23 protein-coding genes are annotated in these 18,391 nt (G+C 67.4%); 15 read left to right on the top strand and 8 right to left on the bottom strand.

The features are described from left to right. The 4 genes from M1L36_RS07920 to eif1A form a co-directional block, all read right to left on the bottom strand. The coding region (locus M1L36_RS07920) for an MFS transporter (RefSeq protein ID WP_250873167.1) at positions 1–1,006 on the bottom strand (1,006 nt) is incomplete at its 3' end. 131 nt (positions 1,007–1,137) lie between these two features. Further along, positions 1,138–2,001: a serine/threonine-protein kinase Rio1 gene (rio1, locus tag M1L36_RS07925; protein WP_250873168.1), complete on the bottom strand. Its 864-nt coding sequence runs from the start codon at positions 1,999–2,001 to the stop codon at positions 1,138–1,140. Continuing rightward, the gene (locus M1L36_RS07930; RefSeq protein WP_250873169.1) at positions 1,998–2,591 is read right to left on the bottom strand and encodes a nucleotidyltransferase domain-containing protein; all 594 of its coding nucleotides are present in this window, start codon (positions 2,589–2,591) and stop codon (positions 1,998–2,000) included. The genes rio1 and M1L36_RS07930 overlap by 4 nt, the downstream gene beginning before the upstream one ends. A 4-nt stretch (positions 2,592–2,595) precedes the next feature. Next, complete coding sequence (eif1A, locus tag M1L36_RS07935; protein ID WP_250873170.1) at positions 2,596–2,880, bottom strand: translation initiation factor eIF-1A; 285 nt, start codon at positions 2,878–2,880, stop codon at positions 2,596–2,598. Positions 2,881–2,977: 97 nt separating this feature from the next. Here eif1A and M1L36_RS07940 point away from each other — a divergent pair, with 97 nt between their 5' ends. The 7 genes from M1L36_RS07940 (at position 2,978) to M1L36_RS07970 (ending at position 8,032) form a co-directional block, all read left to right on the top strand. After that, positions 2,978–4,045, top strand: a complete 1,068-nt coding sequence (locus M1L36_RS07940; protein WP_250873171.1) for a zinc-dependent alcohol dehydrogenase family protein — start codon at positions 2,978–2,980, stop codon at positions 4,043–4,045. A 93-nt stretch (positions 4,046–4,138) separates the two neighbouring features. Continuing rightward, the gene (locus M1L36_RS07945; RefSeq protein ID WP_250873172.1) at positions 4,139–4,621 is read left to right on the top strand and encodes a MaoC/PaaZ C-terminal domain-containing protein; all 483 of its coding nucleotides are present in this window, start codon (positions 4,139–4,141) and stop codon (positions 4,619–4,621) included. A 237-nt stretch (positions 4,622–4,858) separates the two neighbouring features. Further along, entirely contained in the window at positions 4,859–5,506 is a 648-nt protein-coding gene (locus M1L36_RS07950; protein WP_250873173.1) for a hypothetical protein, read from the top strand. Then, positions 5,507–5,770, top strand: coding sequence for a hypothetical protein (locus M1L36_RS07955; protein WP_250873174.1), 264 nt, complete (start codon positions 5,507–5,509; stop codon positions 5,768–5,770). Beyond that, on the top strand, positions 5,757–6,593 hold the full coding sequence (locus M1L36_RS07960; protein WP_250873175.1) for a hypothetical protein: 837 nt from the start codon (positions 5,757–5,759) through the stop codon (positions 6,591–6,593). Before M1L36_RS07955 ends, M1L36_RS07960 begins: the two co-directional genes overlap by 14 nt. Position 6,594: 1 nt before the next feature. After that, positions 6,595–7,464: a DNA polymerase V family protein gene (locus M1L36_RS07965; protein WP_250873176.1), complete on the top strand. Its 870-nt coding sequence runs from the start codon at positions 6,595–6,597 to the stop codon at positions 7,462–7,464. A 115-nt stretch (positions 7,465–7,579) separates the two neighbouring features. Then, positions 7,580–8,032: an ester cyclase gene (locus M1L36_RS07970; RefSeq protein ID WP_250873177.1), complete on the top strand. Its 453-nt coding sequence runs from the start codon at positions 7,580–7,582 to the stop codon at positions 8,030–8,032. Between the two features lie 11 nt (positions 8,033–8,043). Here the strand turns inward: M1L36_RS07970 and M1L36_RS07975 are convergent, their stop codons facing one another. Then, positions 8,044–8,679: a helix-turn-helix domain-containing protein gene (locus M1L36_RS07975; RefSeq protein WP_250873178.1), complete on the bottom strand. Its 636-nt coding sequence runs from the start codon at positions 8,677–8,679 to the stop codon at positions 8,044–8,046. A gap of 126 nt (positions 8,680–8,805) precedes the next feature. Here M1L36_RS07975 and paaA point away from each other — a divergent pair, with 126 nt between their 5' ends. The 6 genes from paaA (at position 8,806) to thsA (ending at position 13,425) form a co-directional block, all read left to right on the top strand. Then, on the top strand, positions 8,806–9,735 hold the full coding sequence (gene paaA / locus M1L36_RS07980; RefSeq protein WP_250873460.1) for a 1,2-phenylacetyl-CoA epoxidase subunit PaaA: 930 nt from the start codon (positions 8,806–8,808) through the stop codon (positions 9,733–9,735). Between the two features lie 2 nt (positions 9,736–9,737). Further along, the gene (gene paaB, locus M1L36_RS07985) at positions 9,738–10,076 is read left to right on the top strand and encodes a 1,2-phenylacetyl-CoA epoxidase subunit PaaB (protein ID WP_250873179.1); all 339 of its coding nucleotides are present in this window, start codon (positions 9,738–9,740) and stop codon (positions 10,074–10,076) included. After that, positions 10,073–10,912, top strand: a complete 840-nt coding sequence (paaC, locus tag M1L36_RS07990) for a 1,2-phenylacetyl-CoA epoxidase subunit PaaC (RefSeq protein WP_250873180.1) — start codon at positions 10,073–10,075, stop codon at positions 10,910–10,912. Before paaB ends, paaC begins: the two co-directional genes overlap by 4 nt. 1 nt (position 10,913) lies before the next feature. Then, positions 10,914–11,378: a 1,2-phenylacetyl-CoA epoxidase subunit PaaD gene (gene paaD, locus M1L36_RS07995; protein ID WP_250873181.1), complete on the top strand. Its 465-nt coding sequence runs from the start codon at positions 10,914–10,916 to the stop codon at positions 11,376–11,378. Continuing rightward, positions 11,375–11,542: a 1,2-phenylacetyl-CoA epoxidase subunit PaaE gene (gene paaE, locus M1L36_RS08000; RefSeq protein ID WP_250873182.1), complete on the top strand. Its 168-nt coding sequence runs from the start codon at positions 11,375–11,377 to the stop codon at positions 11,540–11,542. The genes paaD and paaE overlap by 4 nt, the downstream gene beginning before the upstream one ends. Before the next feature lie 212 nt (positions 11,543–11,754). Then, positions 11,755–13,425: a thermosome subunit alpha gene (gene thsA / locus M1L36_RS08005; RefSeq protein ID WP_250873461.1), complete on the top strand. Its 1,671-nt coding sequence runs from the start codon at positions 11,755–11,757 to the stop codon at positions 13,423–13,425. A gap of 125 nt (positions 13,426–13,550) precedes the next feature. Here thsA and M1L36_RS08010 read toward each other — a convergent pair whose 3' ends face one another. Beyond that, positions 13,551–14,162 (bottom strand): HD domain-containing protein, encoded by a 612-nt coding sequence (locus M1L36_RS08010; protein WP_250873183.1) that lies wholly within the window; start codon positions 14,160–14,162, stop codon positions 13,551–13,553. A 96-nt stretch (positions 14,163–14,258) separates the two neighbouring features. Here M1L36_RS08010 and M1L36_RS08015 point away from each other — a divergent pair, with 96 nt between their 5' ends. Then, positions 14,259–15,368 (top strand): glycosyltransferase, encoded by a 1,110-nt coding sequence (locus tag M1L36_RS08015; RefSeq protein WP_250873184.1) that lies wholly within the window; start codon positions 14,259–14,261, stop codon positions 15,366–15,368. 60 nt (positions 15,369–15,428) lie between these two features. Here the strand turns inward: M1L36_RS08015 and M1L36_RS08020 are convergent, their stop codons facing one another. Both M1L36_RS08020 and lrp read right to left on the bottom strand, forming a co-directional pair. Continuing rightward, complete coding sequence (locus M1L36_RS08020) at positions 15,429–16,202, bottom strand: hypothetical protein (protein WP_250873185.1); 774 nt, start codon at positions 16,200–16,202, stop codon at positions 15,429–15,431. A 153-nt stretch (positions 16,203–16,355) separates the two neighbouring features. After that, positions 16,356–16,811, bottom strand: a complete 456-nt coding sequence (lrp, locus tag M1L36_RS08025; RefSeq protein WP_250873186.1) for an HTH-type transcriptional regulator Lrp — start codon at positions 16,809–16,811, stop codon at positions 16,356–16,358. 127 nt (positions 16,812–16,938) lie between these two features. On the opposite strand from lrp, the gene glnA reads away from it, so the two are divergent. Next, positions 16,939–18,315, top strand: a complete 1,377-nt coding sequence (glnA, locus tag M1L36_RS08030; protein ID WP_250873187.1) for a type I glutamate--ammonia ligase — start codon at positions 16,939–16,941, stop codon at positions 18,313–18,315. Positions 18,316–18,391: the final 76 nt, after the last annotated feature.

The following is an 18,391-nucleotide window of genomic DNA, read 5'->3' on the forward strand; positions in this document are numbered from 1 at the left end:
GCGCCGCCCCGAGGAGGTAGCCGACGATGCTGAGTCGACCGAACGCGAACCGCTCGAACCGACTGGCGACGACCGCACCGACGAAGATGCCGCCGCCGACCGCCGCCGACAGCAGGCCGTAGGCGACCTCGCCTCCGAGCAGGTCGCCGTAGGCGGGCATGACGGCCATCGCCGCGCCGAACGTCCCGTTGACGACGAGCGAGCCGAGCAGCACCTTCCCCACGAGCGTCCCGCGGAGGAACGCGATGCCCTCCCGAAGTTCGGCGAGGTAGCTCGACCGTTCGGCGTCGTCGTCGGTTCCGTCGGCCGTCTCGTCGCCGCCGTCGGCTCGTTGGGCGGGTTCGTCTGCTCCGCCGTCGGTGGCCGCGACAGGGTCGTCCGCGCCGTGGTCGTCCGCACCGTCGGCTGACTCGACCGCCGCACGCGCCTCACCGGCCGCCCGGACTCGCAACCCGGCGAACAGGGCGGCCGCCACCAGGAACGTCGCCGCGTCGAGGACGAACAGCGCCGTCGCGCCGACCAGCGCGACGAGCAGGCCGCCGACGGCGTTGAACCCGGCGTCGATGCCCTGGTACGCCAGCGAGAACAGCGAGTTCGCCCGCACGAGGTCCTCTCGCTCGACGATACGGGGGAGGGCGGCCGACTGCGCTGGGTACACCGGCTGGTTGAGCAGCGACAACAGCGGCATCACACCGAGCAGGACCCAGACGTTCAGGTAGCCGAGCGTGAACGCCACCGGAACGACGAGTACGACGAGCGCCTGGACGAGTTGCGTACCGACGAGCAGCCGCCGGAGCGAGACGCGGTCGACGAGCGGCCCGAACAGGAACTGGAGCGCGCTGGGTGTGAGGACGAGAAACCCCGCCAGTCCGGTGTAGAACGACGAGCCGGTGAGGTCGTAGACGAGCCACATCGCGGCGACGTAGTAGAGGCTGTCACCGACGTTCGTCACCACCCGCCCGGCGAACAGCCGGGCGAAGTTGGGGTTCCGAAAGAGACTGGACATACTCCACGGTGGGAGAGTGAGGGGGATATAGGTAATCAGAACTACATTTCTGTTTGCCGACGAACAGAAGTTCGTTTCTGTCGGCCGGCCGTGAGGTTCGGTTTCGGCTTCGGCACCGCGACGCAGGAACGCTACGGGTCGGGGTCGGCTTCGCTCGTCACGTACTCCAGCAGTTGCTCGCCGGAGGTGTCGACGCCCTGGCGGGCGAAGAAGTTCGCCACGTTCCGGCAGTCGCGTTCGAGGAACTCCCGCGAGTTGGGGTGGTGGACGGTGACGGCCTGCCCGAGGTCGATGACGACCAACTCGCCCTCGTGGACGACGATGTTGTACTCGCTCAGGTCGCCGTGGACGAGGCCGGCGTCGTAGAGGCGACGGGTGTACTCCCGGACGACCTCGTAGGCGGTCTCGGGGTTCTCGATGTCGACCTCCGCGAGGCGGTGACCGCGCTGGCCCTCGTCGCTGCCGACGAACTCCATGACCAGCACGTTGCGCTCGACGGCGATGGGGTCGGGAACGCGGACGCCGGCCTCCTTCGCGCGTTTGAGGTTGGCGAACTCCTTGCGGACCCACGCCATCACGACCTTGCGTTTGTCGTTGCCGATGCCCTCGAAACGGGGGTCGCCGTCGAGGTAGTCGCGCATCTGCTTGAAGTCGCTCGCGGAGATGGCGTACACCTTGACGGCGACGGTGTGCTCCGCGCCGAGTGCGGTGTAGACGGCGGCCTCCTTGCCCGTCGAGACGGGGCCTCCGAACGCCTCGATGTGACCGTCCTGGACGAGTTTGTAGATGGCGGCGTAGGTGGCGTCGTCGAACACCGAGTCGTCGACCTTCAGCCGTTCGGAGTTCTTGATGCGCTTCCTGAACTCCAGGAACTTCCGGTCGCGTTTCCGGGCGATACGGTCGGCCTCGGTGTCGGCGACGTCGACCTCCTCCCACTCGTCGCCGAAGCCGTCGGCGTTCTCCAGGTCCAACAGCCCGTACTCCTCGTCGCTCATCTCTCACCCTCCGTCTCCGCAGGGATACGGCTCCCGGTTTGCGCGTCGTCCCGGTCGGTCTCTCGTCCGTCCGCCGCCTCGATTCGGGCCTCGACGGTGGCCGCTCGGTCGTGGTCGCCACGGGCACGGTAGCCGGCGGCTTCGACGGCCAGCGGCATCACGGGCACGTCACGCCCCTCGACGGTGAGGAACTCGCGGGTCTCGGCGACGGGCGGGTCGGGGACCCACTCGCCGTCGGCGGTTTCGTCGGTCCTTCGAGGTGGTTTCGCCTCGCCGACTCGATGCTCGACGTCGCCCATCAGTTCGACCTCGGTGCCGTGGAGCGACAGCGCTCCGAAGTGCGACCTGATGAACTCGGCTTCGGCCTCTGCGGGCGGCACGACCGCACGGGTGACGGTCTCCGAGAACAGCGATTCGATGCGGTACGCGCCGTCGGCGGTCGTGGTGACGTCGAGGTCGCCGGGTGAGACGTCGAACCCACGGAGCGCGAGGTTCTCGCTCGCGGTCACCGCCCACGGCAGGTCGTCGGGAAGCCGGTCACACAGCGCGAACAGTGCCTCGCGGTGGGGGACCGGCGTCGGATAGGTCATCGCGTCACTGGATGTGGCCCTCGCGCCGGAGCTGGTCGGCGTCCTGCTTCTCGTAGCGCCAGGCGATGTCGCCCTTCTCGTCCTGCCAGTCCCACGGCTCGACGAGCACCACGTCCTCCTCGCGGATCCAGACGCGTTTCTGCATCCGACCGGGGATGCGCGCGGTCCGGTCTTTCCCGTCCATGCATCGTACCTTCACCCGGTTGGCCCCGAGCATGTCGGTCACGACGGCGAACACCTCGTCGTCGTCGGGCATACGCAGGTCGTTCCTGCTGTCGCTGTCGCTCATGCGCGGCGCTTCGGTGGGGGGACGGTTAAAGTTTGCAGCGTGACGTGGTTCGTGTTCGCACCCCACAGTTATACCGGCGGCGCGTGCAGTCGATTCCATGCGCGCTGTCGTGTTTCAGGGAGCCGAAGAGCCGATGACCGTCGAGGAGGTCGACGACCCCGACTGCGACCCCGACGGGGTCGTCGTCGAGACGGAAGCCTGCGGGGTGTGTCGGTCGGACTGGCACGCCTGGACCGGCGACTGGGACTGGATCGGGATGATGATGACGCCCGGACTGGTGTTCGGCCACGAACCCGTCGGTCGGGTCGTCGAGGTCGGTGAGGAGGTGACGACCGTCAGCGAGGGCGACCGCGTCACCACGCCGTTCAACATGTCCGACGGCACCTGCCGACACTGTCGGGCGGGCCGGGCGAACATCTGTGAGAAGTCCATCCCGATGGGGTTCGTCCAGTTCCAACCCGGTGCGTTCGCCGAGCGCTTCCCCATCCGGGCGGCCGACCAGAACGCCGTGAAGATTCCCGACGGTATCGACCCGGTCGACGTGGCCGGTCTCGGCTGTCGGTTCGCCACCGCGTTCCACGGCGTCGCCCACCGCGTCGACGTGACGCCGGGCGACACCGTCGCCGTCCACGGCTGTGGCGGGGTCGGCCTCTCGGCCGTCCACGTCGCCGACGCGCTCGGGGCACGCGTCGTCGCCGTCGACATCGACGCGGCGAGTCTGGAGATGGCCCGCGAACTCGGCGCGGAGTCGACGGTCGACCCGACCGAGGTGAAAGACGTCGCACAGGCGGTCAAGAAGTTCACCCCACGCTCGCGTGGCGTGGACGTCAGCGTCGACGCGCTGGGTATCGCCGACACTTGCCGCAACTCGGTGAACTCGCTGGCGAAGGGCGGCCAGCACCTCCAGATCGGCCTCACGACCGGTGAGGAGGAGGGCGAGGTGTCACTCCCCGTCGACACGATGGTCACGGACGAACGCGAGTTCTACGGCTCGTACGGCATGCCGCCCCAGGAGTACGAGGAGATCTTCTCGATGATGGACGCCGGAAAGCTCGACCCCGGCCGTATCGTCACCGAGACCGTCTCGCTCGAGGAGGTCCCCGAGGTCGTCGCCAGCATGGACGACTACGCGACCGTCGGCATCCCCGTCTGCGACGAGTTCTGAGTCGCGAGCGCGGTTCGACGGCCGTCGCGCGCCGCCGACATGTGTCATGGACTACCACGATACATTCTTACTGTCGCCTTCGGAGGGTCCGGTATGCCGTACAGTTACGAGCCACACTACTTCGAGGACATGGAGGAGGGACTGACGTTCGAGAGCGCCGGCCGGACCATCACGGAGTCGGACTTCGTGATGCACTCGATGTTCACGGGCGACTGGACGGAACTGCACACGAACAAGGAGTACTCCGACGACGGTCCCTACGGGGCGCGCATCTCGCAGGGGCCGATGACGTTCATCGTCGCGACGGGGCTGTTCCAGCGAACCGGTATCGTCGAGCGCACCGTGTTCGCGTTCCTCGGGATGAACTACATGGACCTCAAGAACCCCGTCTTCATCGGCGACACGCTCCAGGCGACCTTCGAGTGTACCGGCGTGAAAGAGCTCTCCTCGCGCGACGACGCGGGTGTCGTCACCATCGATACGCACGTCCACAACCAGGACGACGAGGAGGTGCTGGCGGGCGACATGAAGTTCATGTGGCGGAAACGGAGCCACTACGGAGAGAGCGAGGAGTGAGCGTCAGCGAACTCCTCGTAACGGAGCGGGGAGCGTAGCGACCCGCGGAGTAGCGCGGTTCGGACTGAGCAAATCGAATGAGAACCGCTCTCTCCGAACGACGAGCGGAGGCGAGTCGTGAGAGAGCGAGGTCCGAGCGGTAGCGAAGACCGCGTCTCACCGAACGCCGAACGCTGTGGCATTGCTGGGGCAAGCCGTGCCCATATCAGCGTTCCAGGAGTCCCGGACTGTACTACCATGGACGAGTCACGGGTGTTACTGACGGACGGCGGGTCGAGCGCGGAGGCGGAACAAGAAGAACAAGAAGAACAAGAAGAACAAGAAGAACAAGAAGAGCAGGAGGAGTCGGCGGAGTCGGCCGACGGCCGGGAGTCGGGCGAGGACGACCAGCGTCGAAAGGAGCTGACGGCGGAGGCCATCGCGAACGACGACGAGGGGACGGAGATCCTGTTTCTCGACCTTCGCGGGTTGAACCTCGACCTCCTCGGTCTCGACGTCTCGCTGAGCGAACTCGTCCTGGACGTCACGGCGGTCGAAGGCGACGGGAACCTCCTCGGCAACCTGCTCTCGGCAGTCGCGGGGCTGCTCGACGACGGTCTGGGTGGACTGCTCGACGGTCTCGGACTGGACTTCGACTTCGACTTCGGCAAGCGAGTCTCGGATGCGTTCGACCGCGTCAAACAGACGCTGGGCGACGCCATCGACGACATCCCGCTCGGTGAACTGCTCACGCAGGTGGTCGTCGGTGTCATCTCCCAGCTGCTCGGGTTGGACGACCTGCTCGACGACGATGACGACGACGAGGAGAGCGAGAGCGCCTCGGATTCGGGTTCGGACTCGGACGACGACGCCGAGGACGAGGGCGACGACGAGAGCGAGGAGTAGATGAGCGACCAGTCGCTCGCCGACCGTATCGACCTCGTCGACCTGCTGGCGAGTCTCGACTACGAGTCGCTGTTCGCGGACACGCAGTTCGAGTCGCTGTTCGGCGGCGAGGGTGAGGGCGACACCGACGGCGTCGGCGAGACCGTCGGCGCGCGCCTCGGCGAACTGCTCGGGGGGTTGCTCGGGGCGTTACTCGGTCGGACCGTGGGGACGACGGTGCTCAAGCGCCTCCTGAACGTCGGGGGTGACGATGGCGGAGAGTAGCTCCCTCGGCGACGCCGTCGCCGAGAAGGTCGAAGAGCGACTGACCGACACCGAGGTCGCCGCGCAGGTCGGCCGGACCATCGGCGCGAAGGCGGGTCGTCGCATCGGCGCGCAGGTCGGCGCGGCCGCCGAGAGCGCCCTCCGCGACGGCCTCGACGAGGGGCTGTCGGTCCGCGACATCCTCCGGTCGGTCGTCGCGGCCATCCGGTCGGCAATCGAGGAGCTGTTGACCGACCGGGAGGCGCTCGCCGCCCTCGCGAAGGACCTGAAGCAGGTCGGCACCGAGGAGGCCGTCCAGCAGGTGCTCGGTGGCGGGTCGAGCAGCGACGACGGTGACGACGACGGCGACGGCGGTGCGAAGGAGGCCGCCAGCGAGGCCGCCTCGAAGGCCGTCGACGCCGCGACGGACGGCGTCGCCAGCGTGACCGAGGACGACGAGGAAGCGGGCGAGGAGAGCGAGGACCTTGGCGACGAGTCGGCGGACGAGGAGAGCGAAGAAACCACGGACGACGCAGAGTCGTCCGAGGAGTCGGCGGAGTCCGAAGAGTCCGAGAACGAGACGACCGAGGAGACAGACGCGGACGCCGAGGACGAGGGCGAAGACGGTGGTCCCGGTGGGCTCCCGTCTGGTGCGGGCGACCTCCGCGAGGAGACGCTGCGCGAACTGCTCGACGTGATGTCGTACCGCGAACTCCAGTCGGTCGCGAAGGAGACCGGCGTGAAGGCGAACCTCTCCCGCGAGGAGATGACCGACGAGATCGTCGAGTCACTCGGCGACTCGGAGGCGTCCGGAGACGAGGAGAGCGAGGACGAGGCGGAGTGAGATGACCGACGAGGAGTCTCCCGTGGAGGCGCGTCTCGACGCGGTGCTCGCCGACGCCCGCGACGCGCTGGCGGCGGCGACGGAGTCCGGCGACGATGGCGACGGCGACGTGACGGCCACCTCGACGCTTCGGGCGGTCGCCGACGCGGCGGCCTCGCTCGTCGACGAGGCCGACTCTGACGCGCTGCTGGACGCGGTCGGTCTGGGCGGCGAGGACGGCTACGACACCATCGTCATGGCGCTCGCCGAGGGCGACGAGGGCCGCGTACTCGAACTCAGACAGCTGTTGAAGCTCTCGAAACTCGCGGACGCGTGGGACGACGCGGAGAGCGAGGACCTCCGGGCCGAACTCGGCGACCTGTTCGAGGTCGCCGACGAGGACGAAGGGACCGATGCCGAAGCCGACACGGACACCGACGACGCGGAGTCCGAGGCGACGTCGGGCGACGACGCGACAGCGGAGTCGGAGTCCGAACCGGACGACGCGAGCGAGGAGGACGACGCGGCCGACGAGGTGGTCGACGCCGTCGTCGAGCGTGTCGCGGACGCCGCCGGTGAGGTCACGGATGAATCGGCCGACGAGCAGTCGAGCGACGAGTCCGACGCGGCAGCCGAAGAGGACGATTCGCTGCGTGGGCGGGTCGAGGCGGCCGCCGACCGACTCCGGTCCGGCGTCGACGAAGCCCGCGACAAAGCGCCCGGCGGGGACGACGAGGACGAGGAGTCCGACGACGGCGAGGACGACGGCGAGCGCGGCCGGGCGGAACGACTCTCGACGGTGACCAGCACCAAACGGGACCCGACGCAGTTCTCGACGATGCCGAAGGGTGGGTCGGGGACGCGCTTCTCGACGGTGCCCAAGCGTCGGTGACCCCACCGGCCGCTCCCTTCGAAACCGCCGAATCGGCCGAAAACGGACGTGTCTATTCCTGTAGGCACGACGACTATTTCCTCGCGCGCCTCCTCCGTTTCGCTCGGTGACGACGATGGCAGTCACGACGAGAACGAACAAGGAGCACATCGAGCGGTTCAACCGCGAGGTGTTCAACGGACGGAACTACGACCGAATCGACGAACTGGTGACCGAGGACTTCGTCCAGCACGGCGCACCCGGCGCGGGCGACATCCACGGCCGGGAGGCGATGAAGGAGTACATGATGATGCTGCACAGCGGCTTCTCGGACCTCGAATCGACCGTCGAGGCGATGGTCGCGGAGGGCGACTACGTGGCGACGCGCTACACGTATCGGGGCACCCACGACGGCGAGTACATGGGCATCCCGCCGACCGACCGGCCCGCCGAGATATCCGGGATGGTGCTCTCGCGGGTCGAGGACGGCAAGACGGCCGAGACCTGGGTCGAAGCGGACATGCTGGGCCTGCTCCAGCAGGTCGGCGTCGTCCAGATGGGCGAGCGGTCGCCCGAACCGAACCACTGACTCGACCTTTTTCACCCGAACAGTTGGGCGAACAGCGCGCGCTGACCGCGACGAAGCCGTTCGAGGAACGAGGACTTGCCGATGCCGAGTTCGGCGGCGACGTCGCTCGCGTCGGCGCGGCGTGGCACCTCGAAGTAGCCCATCGACTGAGCGGTCCGGAACGCCTCCTCCTGTCGTGGCGTGAGGTTCCAGCGCTGGGCGACCGGTCGCTCCTCCTCGGTGCCGAGCGGGTACACCCGCTCCAGACGGACGCCGACGGTCTCGCCGGCGCGGTTCATCACGCCCTCCAGCACGTCGTAGCCGACGACCGCGCCGGTGAACCGGGCGTCGCCGTCGCGATAGGAGAGCGACTCGACGACGAACCCCTCGCTGACGAGTTCGTGGACGACGCAGGGGTGTTTCGAGAGACAGCGGTAGGTCGCTCGGCCGTCGGTGCGGGCGCGGTGGAGGTAGCGGATGCGGTCGTCCTCGTCCAGCGCGCGTGCGAGGCGGTCGTCGTCGGGCGCGCCGAACTGGAGGAGCGTGTTGCCGTCCGCGCGGAGCTGTGGCGGGTTCGCGTCGATGGTGACGCCCACGCGCGAGGCCTCCGCCAGTGGACAGTCGTCGCCGGAGACGGCGAACTCGACGACGAGACACTCCGCTATCACGCGGCCGACCCCGTCTCGCTCACCGTGGCCACGGGCGAATCACGAGGGGCGGTAGCACGCGAACGTACTTAAGGCCCGTCCATGTGCGGGCGACACTCTATGCAGGACCATTACAAACGCTACTCCATGGACATCGAGGAGGTCAAACAGCGCGCCGGCCCGCGGGAGTTCGGGCCGACCGACGACATGCCCGAGGAGTACCGCAAGGCAGCGACGCGGATGATCCAGTTCCACGCCAACTCCGAGATCATGGGGGCGTACATCGAGCGCCCGTTCATCCGACAGGCCCCCTCGCTCGACCGAAAGCTGGCGGTGTCGGCACAGGTCCAAGACGAGATCGGCCACGGACAACTGCTCTACCGCGCCGCCGAGAACCTCGGCATCAAGACGCGCGAGCAGATGCTCGACGAACTCGCCAACGGGGAGGGGAAGTTCCTCAACTGCTTCCACTACCCGCTGGACGACTGGTACGAACTGCCGATGATCATGTTCTTCGTCGACGGCGCGGCGATGCGTCGACAGGCGACCCTGAAACGCACGTCGTGGGAGCCGTACGCCCACGCAATCGACAAGATCTGCTTCGAAGAAGGGTTCCACATCAAACACGGCGAGTCCATCCTCGCCGAACTCGCCAGCGGGACCCGGCGCGACCAGCAGCGTCTCCAGGAGGCGTTCGACAAGTGGTGGCCGCGCATCCTGCAGTTCTTCGGGCCGACCGACGACCAGTCGACGCACAGCGACTTCTCGTCGGCGGTGGGGCTGAAGACGATGGGCAACGACGCGCTCCGGACCGCGTTCCTCAACGTCTACCTCCCGAAAGCCGAGAAGTACGGTCTGGAGATTCCCGAGACGCCCGCGGTGACGTTCAACGACGACACCAACCGCTACGAGGTCGAAGAAGAGGACCTCGACTGGGACGAGTTCATGCAGATCGCTCGCAACCAGTACCCCCAGGGCGTCGGCCAGATAGACAAGCGCCACCGGACCCAGGAGGCCGTCGAGTGGGTGCGTGACGCCATCGAGAACCCCGGCGCGGGTAGCGCCGCCGCAGACTGACCATGATATTCGAAGTGTTCCGTCAGGAGAAGCGGAAGGACTACCACGTCCACGTCGGCAACGTCCACGCCCCGAACCGCGAGATGGCCCGGATGTACGCGCAGGTGGTGCACGCCCGTCGGAAGCCCGCGCACTCGCTGTGGGTCGTCCCGAAAGAGGAGATAGCGGAGGTCGACTCCGACGACGAGGGCGTCGCCATGGGCGGTCTCACCCAGAAGGAGTACCGCTGGGCGACGAACTACAACACCGACGAGACGTTCGCCGAGGAGATCGAGGCGTCCCAGCGCGAACAGGAGGAGGCCGAACGAGGCCGCGAAGAGGCCGCGGAGGGCAACGGATGAGCACCCAGCGACTCGGTGCCCCCGGCGACCTCTCCGAGCGCGAGCGTGAGGCCGTCGAGGCCCTGCTCTACCAGCTCGCGGACGACGAGTTCGTCGTCGCCGACCGCTACACCGACTGGCAGTGTCAGGGGCCCACCCTGGAGGCCGACATCGCCATCGCGAACATCGCACAGGACGAACTCGGCCACGCTCGGCTCTGGTACGACCTGCTGGAGGACTTCGGCTACGAGGAGTCCGAACTCATCTGGGAGCGCGACGCCGCCGACTTCCGGCACGCGACGCTCTGCGAGCAGTCGTTCGAGTCGGGCGACTGGGCGGACGCGGTCGTCCGGTCGTACTGCTACGACGTCGCGGAGTTCCTCCAGTTGGAGGCGCTCGCCGAGACCTCCTACCCTCGTATCGCCGACCGCATCGAGAAGGTCCAGGGTGAGGAGCACTACCACCGCGAGCACGCCCAGAACTGGCTCGAACGCCTCTGTGAGGACGACGACGGGACCCGACGCGTCCAGCAGGCCGTCGACGACCTCTACCCCTACGCGCTGACGCTGTTCGAACCGACCGCGAAGGAGGCGGACATCGTCGAGTTGGGACTTCGCCCGACGTCGCTCGACCAGTTGCGCTCGGAGTGGTACGACATCACGGGCGCGTTCCTCGCCGGCCTCGGCGTCAGCGTCCCCGAGGAGTCGGAGTTGGACGACCTCGTGGCCGAGCAGACCGGCCGGGACGGGGACCACACCGACGACTGGCAGCGCCAGTACAACGAACTCACCTACACGTACCGGATGCTCGACCGCACCGAGGCCCGCCGCCTGATGGCGGACCCCGACGAGGCCTGAGATGAGCGACTCGATAGACCCCCCGACGAATTCGCAGGCGGCCCCCGACCCCACCGACGGCCCGCAGTACTGCGCGTACACGGACTACCGCTCGGGCGAGGTGCCCGAGGACGCGGTGGTCCCGAAGAACGGCGCGGACAGCGAGGGTCTCGAACGCGAGGTCTGGGACGCGCTGTTCGAGGTCGAGGACCCCGAGATGCCCGTCTCCGTGGTCGACCTGGGGCTCATCTACGACGTCGCGGTGCGCGAGGACGGCGCGGGAACCCACGCCGAGGTGACGATGACGCTCACCTACACCGGCTGTCCCGCCCGCGACATGCTCATCGACGACATCCGGGAGGCCGCCGCGTCGCCCGACGGTGTCGACGACGCCTCCGTCGAACTCGTCTGGTCGCCGGTGTGGTCCATCGAGTTCGTCTCGGAGGCCGGCCGCGAGGACCTGCGGGAGTTCGGGGTGTCGATATGAGACGCCTCGACCCCTCGGTCGCGGCGGGTGATGACGACGAACCGGCGGCCTGTCCGTACTGCGACGGGACGAACACCGAACGCGAACACCCGAAGGGGCCGTCGCTCTGTCGGTCCATCCACTTCTGCAACGACTGTCAGGAGCCGTTCGAAGCGGTCGGCTGACGACCGAGTGCACCTCCCCGGCCGCTCTCCCCCTCTCCTCTCCCTCCGCGTCCCACGCCGGACCGTCCGACCGCCGTCGATTCCTACTTAAACGCGACCGTGGCAACAGTTCACAGTGGAGACACGCGCCTCGCGTGCCACGGTTTCTCTCACACGCAGCGCCAGTTTTATATAGAATCGCAAACAACGCCAGGGTGACTATGGCTCAGCAGATGGGTAACCAGCCCCTCATCGTACTCTCCGAGGACAGCCAGCGCACCTCCGGGCGCGACGCCCAGTCGATGAACATCACGGCCGGGAAGGCCGTCGCCGAGTCCGTACGGACCACACTCGGCCCGAAAGGGATGGACAAGATGCTCGTCGACAACTCGGGCAACGTCGTCGTCACGAACGACGGTGTGACCATCCTCAAGGAGATGGACATCGAGCACCCGGCGGCGAACATGATCGTCGAAGTCGCCGAGACCCAGGAGGACGAGGTCGGCGACGGCACGACGACCTCCGTCGTCATCGCCGGTGAGCTCCTCGCGAAGGCCGAGGACCTGCTCGACCAGGACATCCACGCCACCATCCTCGCCCAGGGGTACCGCCAGGCCGCCGGCAAGGCCAAGGAGGTCCTCGAGGACATGGCCATCGACGTCGGTGCCGAGGACACCGAGGAGCTCGAACAGATCGCCGCGACGGCGATGACGGGCAAGGGCGCGGAGACCGCGAAGGACACGCTCTCCTCGCTCGTCGTCCGCGCGGTCCAGACCGTCGCCGACGACGACGGCATCGACACGGACAACGTCAAGATCGAGACGTCCGTCGGCGGGTCGGTCAGCGAGTCCGAACTCATCGAGGGCGTCATCGTCAACAAGGAGCGCGTCCACGACAACATGCCGTACTACAAGGAGGACGCCAACATCGCGCTCCTCGACACGGCCATCGAGGTCAAGGAGACCGAACTCGACGCCGAGATCAACGTCACCGACCCCGACCAGCTCCAGCAGTTCCTCGACCAGGAGGAGAAACAGCTCCAGGAGATGGTCGACCAGCTGAAGGCCGTCGGTGCGGACGTCGTCTTCTGCCAGAAGGGCATCGACGACATGGCCCAGCACTTCCTCGCCGAGGAGGGCATCCTCGCCGTCCGCCGCGCGAAGAAGTCCGACATGAAGCGCCTCGCCCGCGCGACGGGCGGCCGCGTCGTCTCCAACGTCGACGACATCACCGAGGACGACCTCGGATTCGCCGGCAGCGTCGGCGAGAAGGACATCGCCGGTGACAGCCGCATCTTCGTCGAGGACGTCGAGGAAGCGAAGTCCGTCACGCTCGTCCTGCGCGGTGGGACCGAGCACGTCGTCGACGAGGTCGAGCGCGCCATCGACGACTCGCTCGGCGTCGTCCGCGTCACGCTCGAAGACGGGAAGGTGCTGCCCGGCGGCGGTGCCCCCGAGACGGAACTCGCGCTCGAACTGCGCGACTACGCCGACACGGTCGGCGGCCGCGAACAGCTCGCCATCGAGGCGTTCGCCGACGCCATCGACGTCATCCCCCGCACGCTCGCCGAGAACGCCGGGCTCGACCCCATCGACTCGCTCGTCGAGCTCCGCAGCGAGCACTCCAGTGGTAACCAGACGTTCGGTCTGGACGCCTACACGGGCGACGTCGTGGACATGCAGGCCGACGGTGTCGTCGAACCGCTCCGCGTGAAGACGCAGGCCGTCGAGAGCGCCACCGAGGCCGCCGTGATGATCCTCCGTATCGACGACGTCATCGCCGCGGGCGACCTCAAGGGCGGCTCGACCGACGACGACGGCGACGACGAGATGCCACCCGGCGGCGGTATGGGCGGTGGCATGGGCGGCATGGGCGGTATGGGCGGCATGGGCGGTGCGATGTAAGTTCGGTTTCCGCCAACCCACACCCCATCCCGACCTGCTGACCTCGGCGCACCGTCTCACGAACACTTCTCTCTGTTTTCGCCCGGCCAGCGACAGCTCCGTCCGAAACCGAGTCACTTCTGTCGCTACCGCTCGCCCGCTAGTTCCGCCTCGAACTCCTCGATAAACCGTTCGACGACGACGTGGCGTTCGGCCGCGAGTTCGCGACCGGGGTCGGTGTACATCCGGTCGCGCAGCGACGATATCTTGCCCCGCAGGTGCGCCAACTGCCCGCCCGAACGCGGGTCCTCGCCGTCGCCGTGCATCGGTTCGCCGAGCGTCCCGCCGTGGGCGAACGTCCGACCGATGCCGACCGCACCCATGGCGTCGAGGTTGTCGGCGTCACAGAGCACGCGCGCCTCGACCGTCGCCGGTTCGAGGCTGCCCGAGTAGCGGTGGGCGCGGACGCAGTGGACCACGCGCTCGACGGTTCGCTCGTCGGCCAGGTCTCCGAGCAGGTCGGGGGTCTGCTCGGCGGCGAACACCGCGTGGTCGTCGACCTCACCCCGTGCCTCGTACTCGCGGCCGACGTCGTGGAGGAGGACGCTCGCGCCGAGGACGTCGCGGTCCACGGCCTCGGCGTGGTCGTCGGCGAGGGTGGTCGCCAGTCGCTCGACGCGTTCGACGTGGTGCCAGTCGTGGGCGGGGGCGGCCTCGGCGAAGAACGGTCGCGCGCGGGTCCGGAGGGTGTCGAGCATACCGGAGGCGGCGTCGGGGACGGGTTAGCGCTTGTGTTCCCGGGCGTGAACCCACGCCATCGGCATCTTGAAGTGGACAATCCGTGCAGGCAGAGCATGCACCGCGACGCCGCCGTGTTGGTCATCGCCGGTCTCGGCATCTGGGTCGACGGCGACCCGAAAGTCGGGAAGGTCGAGACGCACGTGCTCCCCATCGCCGAGACCGCCGACGAGGTGGTGTACGTCTGCACCGGCCCCGTCCCCGAGGACGGCAACGGCGTCGAGTTCCACCAGCTCGAACCGTCGCGCTGGAAGCCGCTCACGCTGCTCCGGCAGTTCCTCGCCGCGATGCTGTTGGCGCGCCGGCGGGAGTTCGACCTCGTCGCCTCGTTCTCGCTCGTCCCGTACGGCCTGTTCGCGCTGGCAGTCGGCGCGCTCTCGCGGACGCCGACGCATCTCGGCATCATCGGCAGCGACCTCGACGTCCACGCCGAGTCGAGCTACGGCCCTGCCGTGCAGTGGCTGTTTCGCCGCTTCGACGTGGTGTCGGTCAGCGGGTCGGACTTCCGGACGCGCCTGACGGCGATGGGCGTCCCCCACGAACGGACGTTCAGCGTCCTCCACCCCGTCAGCTCCGACTTCGCCGACGCGAGCGTCGCGGACGACCCGACGTACGACGTGCTGTGGCTCACGCGGATGAGCTCCGAGAAGGACCCCCTGCTGTTCGTCGAGGCGCTCGCCGCCCTCCGCGAACGCGGCGTGTCGTTCACCGCGGCGCTCGTCGGCGGCGGCCCACTGGAGGCGGAGGTCCGACGAGCGGTCGCCGACCGCGGACTGGACGACGTCGTCAACGTGCCCGGGTGGGCCAACGACCCGGTCGAGTACTACCGCGACGCCCGCGTCTACGTCCTCACCTCCGAACGCGAGATGCTCCCGCTGAGTCTCGTCGAGGCGATGCTCGTTGGCGTCCCCTCGGTGGTCCCCGCGGTCGGCGCGATTCCCGACGTCGTCGACGACGGCGAGAACGGCCTACTCGTCGCCGACCGTACCCCGGCGGCGTACGCCGACGCCATCGAGCGGTTGCTCACCGACGAGACCGAACGGGCGGAGATGGCACGCGCTGCCACCGACGTGGAGTCGCGACTGTCGTTCGAAGCGGTCGGCGAGACGTGGGCCGAGGTGTTCGAGTACGTCGAGACGGGTCGGCGACCGTCCGAGCGCGACTGAGCGGCGGTCTCCCGAGACGAGCAGACAGCGCGACCGACTCGGGCGACCGACTCCCCTCTTCTACAGCGTGACGAGCCAGTAGGGGTCCTCGCGCAGTTTCGGCGCGAGCGCGTCGGTGAGGTCGCCGAGGCGGAGGAACTGGACGCTGAGGCCGTTCAGGTCGTAGCTGTGGAGGACACCCTCGTCCTCGAGGAGCCCTTCGAGCTTCGAGCGGTTCCACGAGTAGAACTTCGAGCGGGCGATGTCGCAGGTCTGCTCGATGCGTTCGTAGTTAGTCCGGTCGCGGTACATGACGCCGTCGAACGTCCGGGACTCGACGTAGTCGACGTCGCACTGCGCTTCGAGGTAGTGGACGTGCGGACAGACCAGCCACGCGGTGCCGACGTTGATGGCGAGCGTGTTCTCGGCTTCGAGTTTGGCGTAACAGCCGTCGTCGTGGTAGCTGTCGTCGTGGACGCAGTCGTCGAACCGGTAGTCGCCGCGGACGAGGAACGACTTGATGGCGTCGTCGGTGCGGTAGTCGGCGTCGGCGAGGAACTGACGGACGAAACTGCCGTGTTTGGGTCGCGAGAACTCCTTGTGGTAGACGCCGGAGGTCTTGAAGTAGTCCGTGAACCCCGGCGCGAGCGTACTGTCGAACGCGTCGTCGAGTTTCGAGACGACGAACTCGTAGGGGTTGCCGCCGAACGCGCCCTTCACGTCGCCCAGGCCGACGTTGACGAACGCCTCGTCGTGGCCGGCCCCGTGGCGTTCGAGCAGTTCGTCGAACCTGGACTCGTCGGCGGTGTCCGCGCGACGACGGCTGGAGACCTGCTTTCGCAGCTGGTGTTTCACGAGGGCGCCGGCACGACTTGCGTTCGTCTGGAGTGTCGGTGACATGGTAGCGGAGTCCCGAGACGTGCCCGGGGGTCGAGTGACTGTTCGGTGCGACGGCCAGCGAGATAAACCGTTTGTTCGTTGTGCCGCTGCGTGGCCGGTAGGCGGCTCCTACTCGACGTCGAGCGGGAACTGCTCGTGTTCGGAGACGGTGTTGAGCACGACGCTCGTGTTCGACTCCTTGACGTTGGTGTCGTGGAGCAGCTCCTTGATCTGGCGGTTCATGTCGTCGGTGTCGCGGAACTTCCCGATGGCGACGATGTCGTGGTCGCCGGTGACCTCGTACACCGACACCATCTGCTTGGCGTCCCGGAGCAGGTCCGCGACCTCGGTGATGGCGTTGCCCTCGACCTTCAACTGGACGACCGCCGTCACGTCGTAGCCAAGCGCGTCGTAGTCGACGATGGGTGTGTAGCCGTCGATGACACCGCTGGATTCGAGGTCCTTGAGGTGGTTCGACACCGTGGTGACGGAGACGCCGAGCTCCTCGGCGAGACTGCGGAGACTCGCTCGACCGTCGTCGAGCAGGGCGTTGACGAGCTTCTCGTCTAGATTTTCGTACGTCATTACACTCACCGAGCGTCTGGGGGGACTATAATTTTACGAATATCCACTTATCGGGGTGACCCGGGAGAGTTGCGCCGACCACTACGTCTTTATACGACTACAGTGTTGTACCGTACGTCTGACGAACATGACGAATCCAAACGTTACAGCTGATGGCGGGTTGACGGCGGCGGCGCAGGAAGTGGTCGACGAGATCGAAGCGAACAACGTCGACTTCCTCCGGCTCCAGTTCACCGACATCCTCGGCACGGTGAAGAACGTCTCCGTCCCGGCGACGCAGGCCGAGAAGGCGTTCACCGAGGGAATCTACTTCGACGGGTCGTCCATCGAGGGGTTCGTCCGCATCCAGGAGTCGGACATGCGGCTCACCCCCGACCCCGATACGTTCGCCATCCTCCCGTGGCGCGACCACGAGGACGGCACCGCGAGCGCCCGGCTCATCTGTGACGTCGTCGACACCTCGACGGGCGAACCGTTCGCCGGCGACCCGCGTGGCGTCCTGAAACGCGCCCTCGACCGCGCCGCCGAGCACGGCTTCACCGTCAACGCCGCGCCCGAACCCGAGTTCTTCCTCTTCGAACACGACGAGGACGGTCGCGCGACGACGAAGACCAACGACGCGGGTGGCTACTTCGACCTCGCACCGAAGGACCTCGCCAGCGACGTGCGTCGCGACATCATCTACGGCCTCCAGCAGATGGGCTTCGAGATCGAGGCGTCCCACCACGAGGTCGCCGAGGGCCAACACGAGATCAACTTCACCTACGACGACGCGCTCGCGACCGCCGACAACGTCGCGACGTTCCGCTCGGTCGTCCGCGCTATCGCCGCCCAGCACGACCTCCACGCGACGTTCATGCCCAAGCCCATCGCGAAGATCAACGGCTCGGGGATGCACACCCACATCTCGCTGTTCACCGAGGACGGCGTGAACGCGTTCCACGACGACGACGACGAGTTCAACCTCAGCGAGACGGCCAAACAGTTCACCGCCGGGATGCTCGAACACGCACCCGCCCTCGCCGCGGTCGCCAACCCGACGGTCAACAGCTACAAGCGCCTCGTCCCGGGCTACGAAGCACCGGTCTACATCGCGTGGTCCGACCGCAACCGCTCGGCGCTCATCCGCAGACCCGCCGCCCGCGTCCCGGCCGCATCGCGCGTCGAGGCCCGCTTCCCCGACCCGTCGTGTAACCCGTACCTCGCGCTCGCGGCGCTCATCCACGCCGGCCTCGACGGCATCGAGCGCGGCTTGGAGTGTCCCGACCCCGTCCGCGAGAACATCTACGAGTTCGACGAGGCCAAACGCGAGGAGTACGGCATCGACACGCTCCCGACGAACCTCGGCGCGGCCATCGATGCGCTCGAAGAGGACGAAGTCGTGATGGACGCCCTCGGCGAGCACGTCACGGGGAACTTCATCAAGGCGAAACGCCAGGAGTACGACGAGTACCGCATCGACGTCTCCCAGTGGGAACTCGACCGGTACCTCGAGACGTTCTAAAACGACCGTTTTCCGCCTCGGGTGCGCGCAGCGCACCACTCGGCGCAAAACCCTCGACGAAAAATGCCGCTCGACA

It is taken from the genome of Halomarina rubra, assembly GCF_023699475.1.
GTDB lineage: Archaea > Halobacteriota > Halobacteria > Halobacteriales > Haloarculaceae > Halomarina > Halomarina rubra.

Bases quoted from the DNA above. Each gene is read 5' to 3' on its own strand.
- M1L36_RS07950 (WP_250873173.1), top strand. From the start codon at position 4,859: ATGGACGAGTCACGGGTGTTACTGACGGACGGCGGGTCGAGCGCGGAG.
- M1L36_RS07970 (WP_250873177.1), top strand. From the start codon at position 7,580: ATGGCAGTCACGACGAGAACGAACAAGGAGCACATCGAGCGGTTCAAC.
- paaC (WP_250873180.1), top strand. From the start codon at position 10,073: ATGAGCACCCAGCGACTCGGTGCCCCCGGCGACCTCTCCGAGCGCGAG.
- M1L36_RS07955 (WP_250873174.1), top strand. From the start codon at position 5,507: ATGAGCGACCAGTCGCTCGCCGACCGTATCGACCTCGTCGACCTGCTG.
- thsA (WP_250873461.1), top strand. From the start codon at position 11,755: ATGGGTAACCAGCCCCTCATCGTACTCTCCGAGGACAGCCAGCGCACC.
- glnA (WP_250873187.1), top strand. From the start codon at position 16,939: ATGACGAATCCAAACGTTACAGCTGATGGCGGGTTGACGGCGGCGGCG.
- M1L36_RS08015 (WP_250873184.1), top strand. From the start codon at position 14,259: ATGCACCGCGACGCCGCCGTGTTGGTCATCGCCGGTCTCGGCATCTGG.
- eif1A (WP_250873170.1), bottom strand. From the start codon at position 2,880: ATGAGCGACAGCGACAGCAGGAACGACCTGCGTATGCCCGACGACGAC.
- paaB (WP_250873179.1), top strand. From the start codon at position 9,738: ATGATATTCGAAGTGTTCCGTCAGGAGAAGCGGAAGGACTACCACGTC.
- M1L36_RS07945 (WP_250873172.1), top strand. From the start codon at position 4,139: ATGCCGTACAGTTACGAGCCACACTACTTCGAGGACATGGAGGAGGGA.
- lrp (WP_250873186.1), bottom strand. From the start codon at position 16,811: ATGACGTACGAAAATCTAGACGAGAAGCTCGTCAACGCCCTGCTCGAC.
- M1L36_RS07960 (WP_250873175.1), top strand. From the start codon at position 5,757: ATGGCGGAGAGTAGCTCCCTCGGCGACGCCGTCGCCGAGAAGGTCGAA.
- rio1 (WP_250873168.1), bottom strand. From the start codon at position 2,001: ATGAGCGACGAGGAGTACGGGCTGTTGGACCTGGAGAACGCCGACGGC.
- paaD (WP_250873181.1), top strand. From the start codon at position 10,914: ATGAGCGACTCGATAGACCCCCCGACGAATTCGCAGGCGGCCCCCGAC.
- M1L36_RS08010 (WP_250873183.1), bottom strand. From the start codon at position 14,162: ATGCTCGACACCCTCCGGACCCGCGCGCGACCGTTCTTCGCCGAGGCC.
- paaE (WP_250873182.1), top strand. From the start codon at position 11,375: ATGAGACGCCTCGACCCCTCGGTCGCGGCGGGTGATGACGACGAACCG.
- M1L36_RS07930 (WP_250873169.1), bottom strand. From the start codon at position 2,591: ATGACCTATCCGACGCCGGTCCCCCACCGCGAGGCACTGTTCGCGCTG.
- M1L36_RS07940 (WP_250873171.1), top strand. From the start codon at position 2,978: ATGCGCGCTGTCGTGTTTCAGGGAGCCGAAGAGCCGATGACCGTCGAG.
- paaA (WP_250873460.1), top strand. From the start codon at position 8,806: ATGGACATCGAGGAGGTCAAACAGCGCGCCGGCCCGCGGGAGTTCGGG.
- M1L36_RS07965 (WP_250873176.1), top strand. From the start codon at position 6,595: ATGACCGACGAGGAGTCTCCCGTGGAGGCGCGTCTCGACGCGGTGCTC.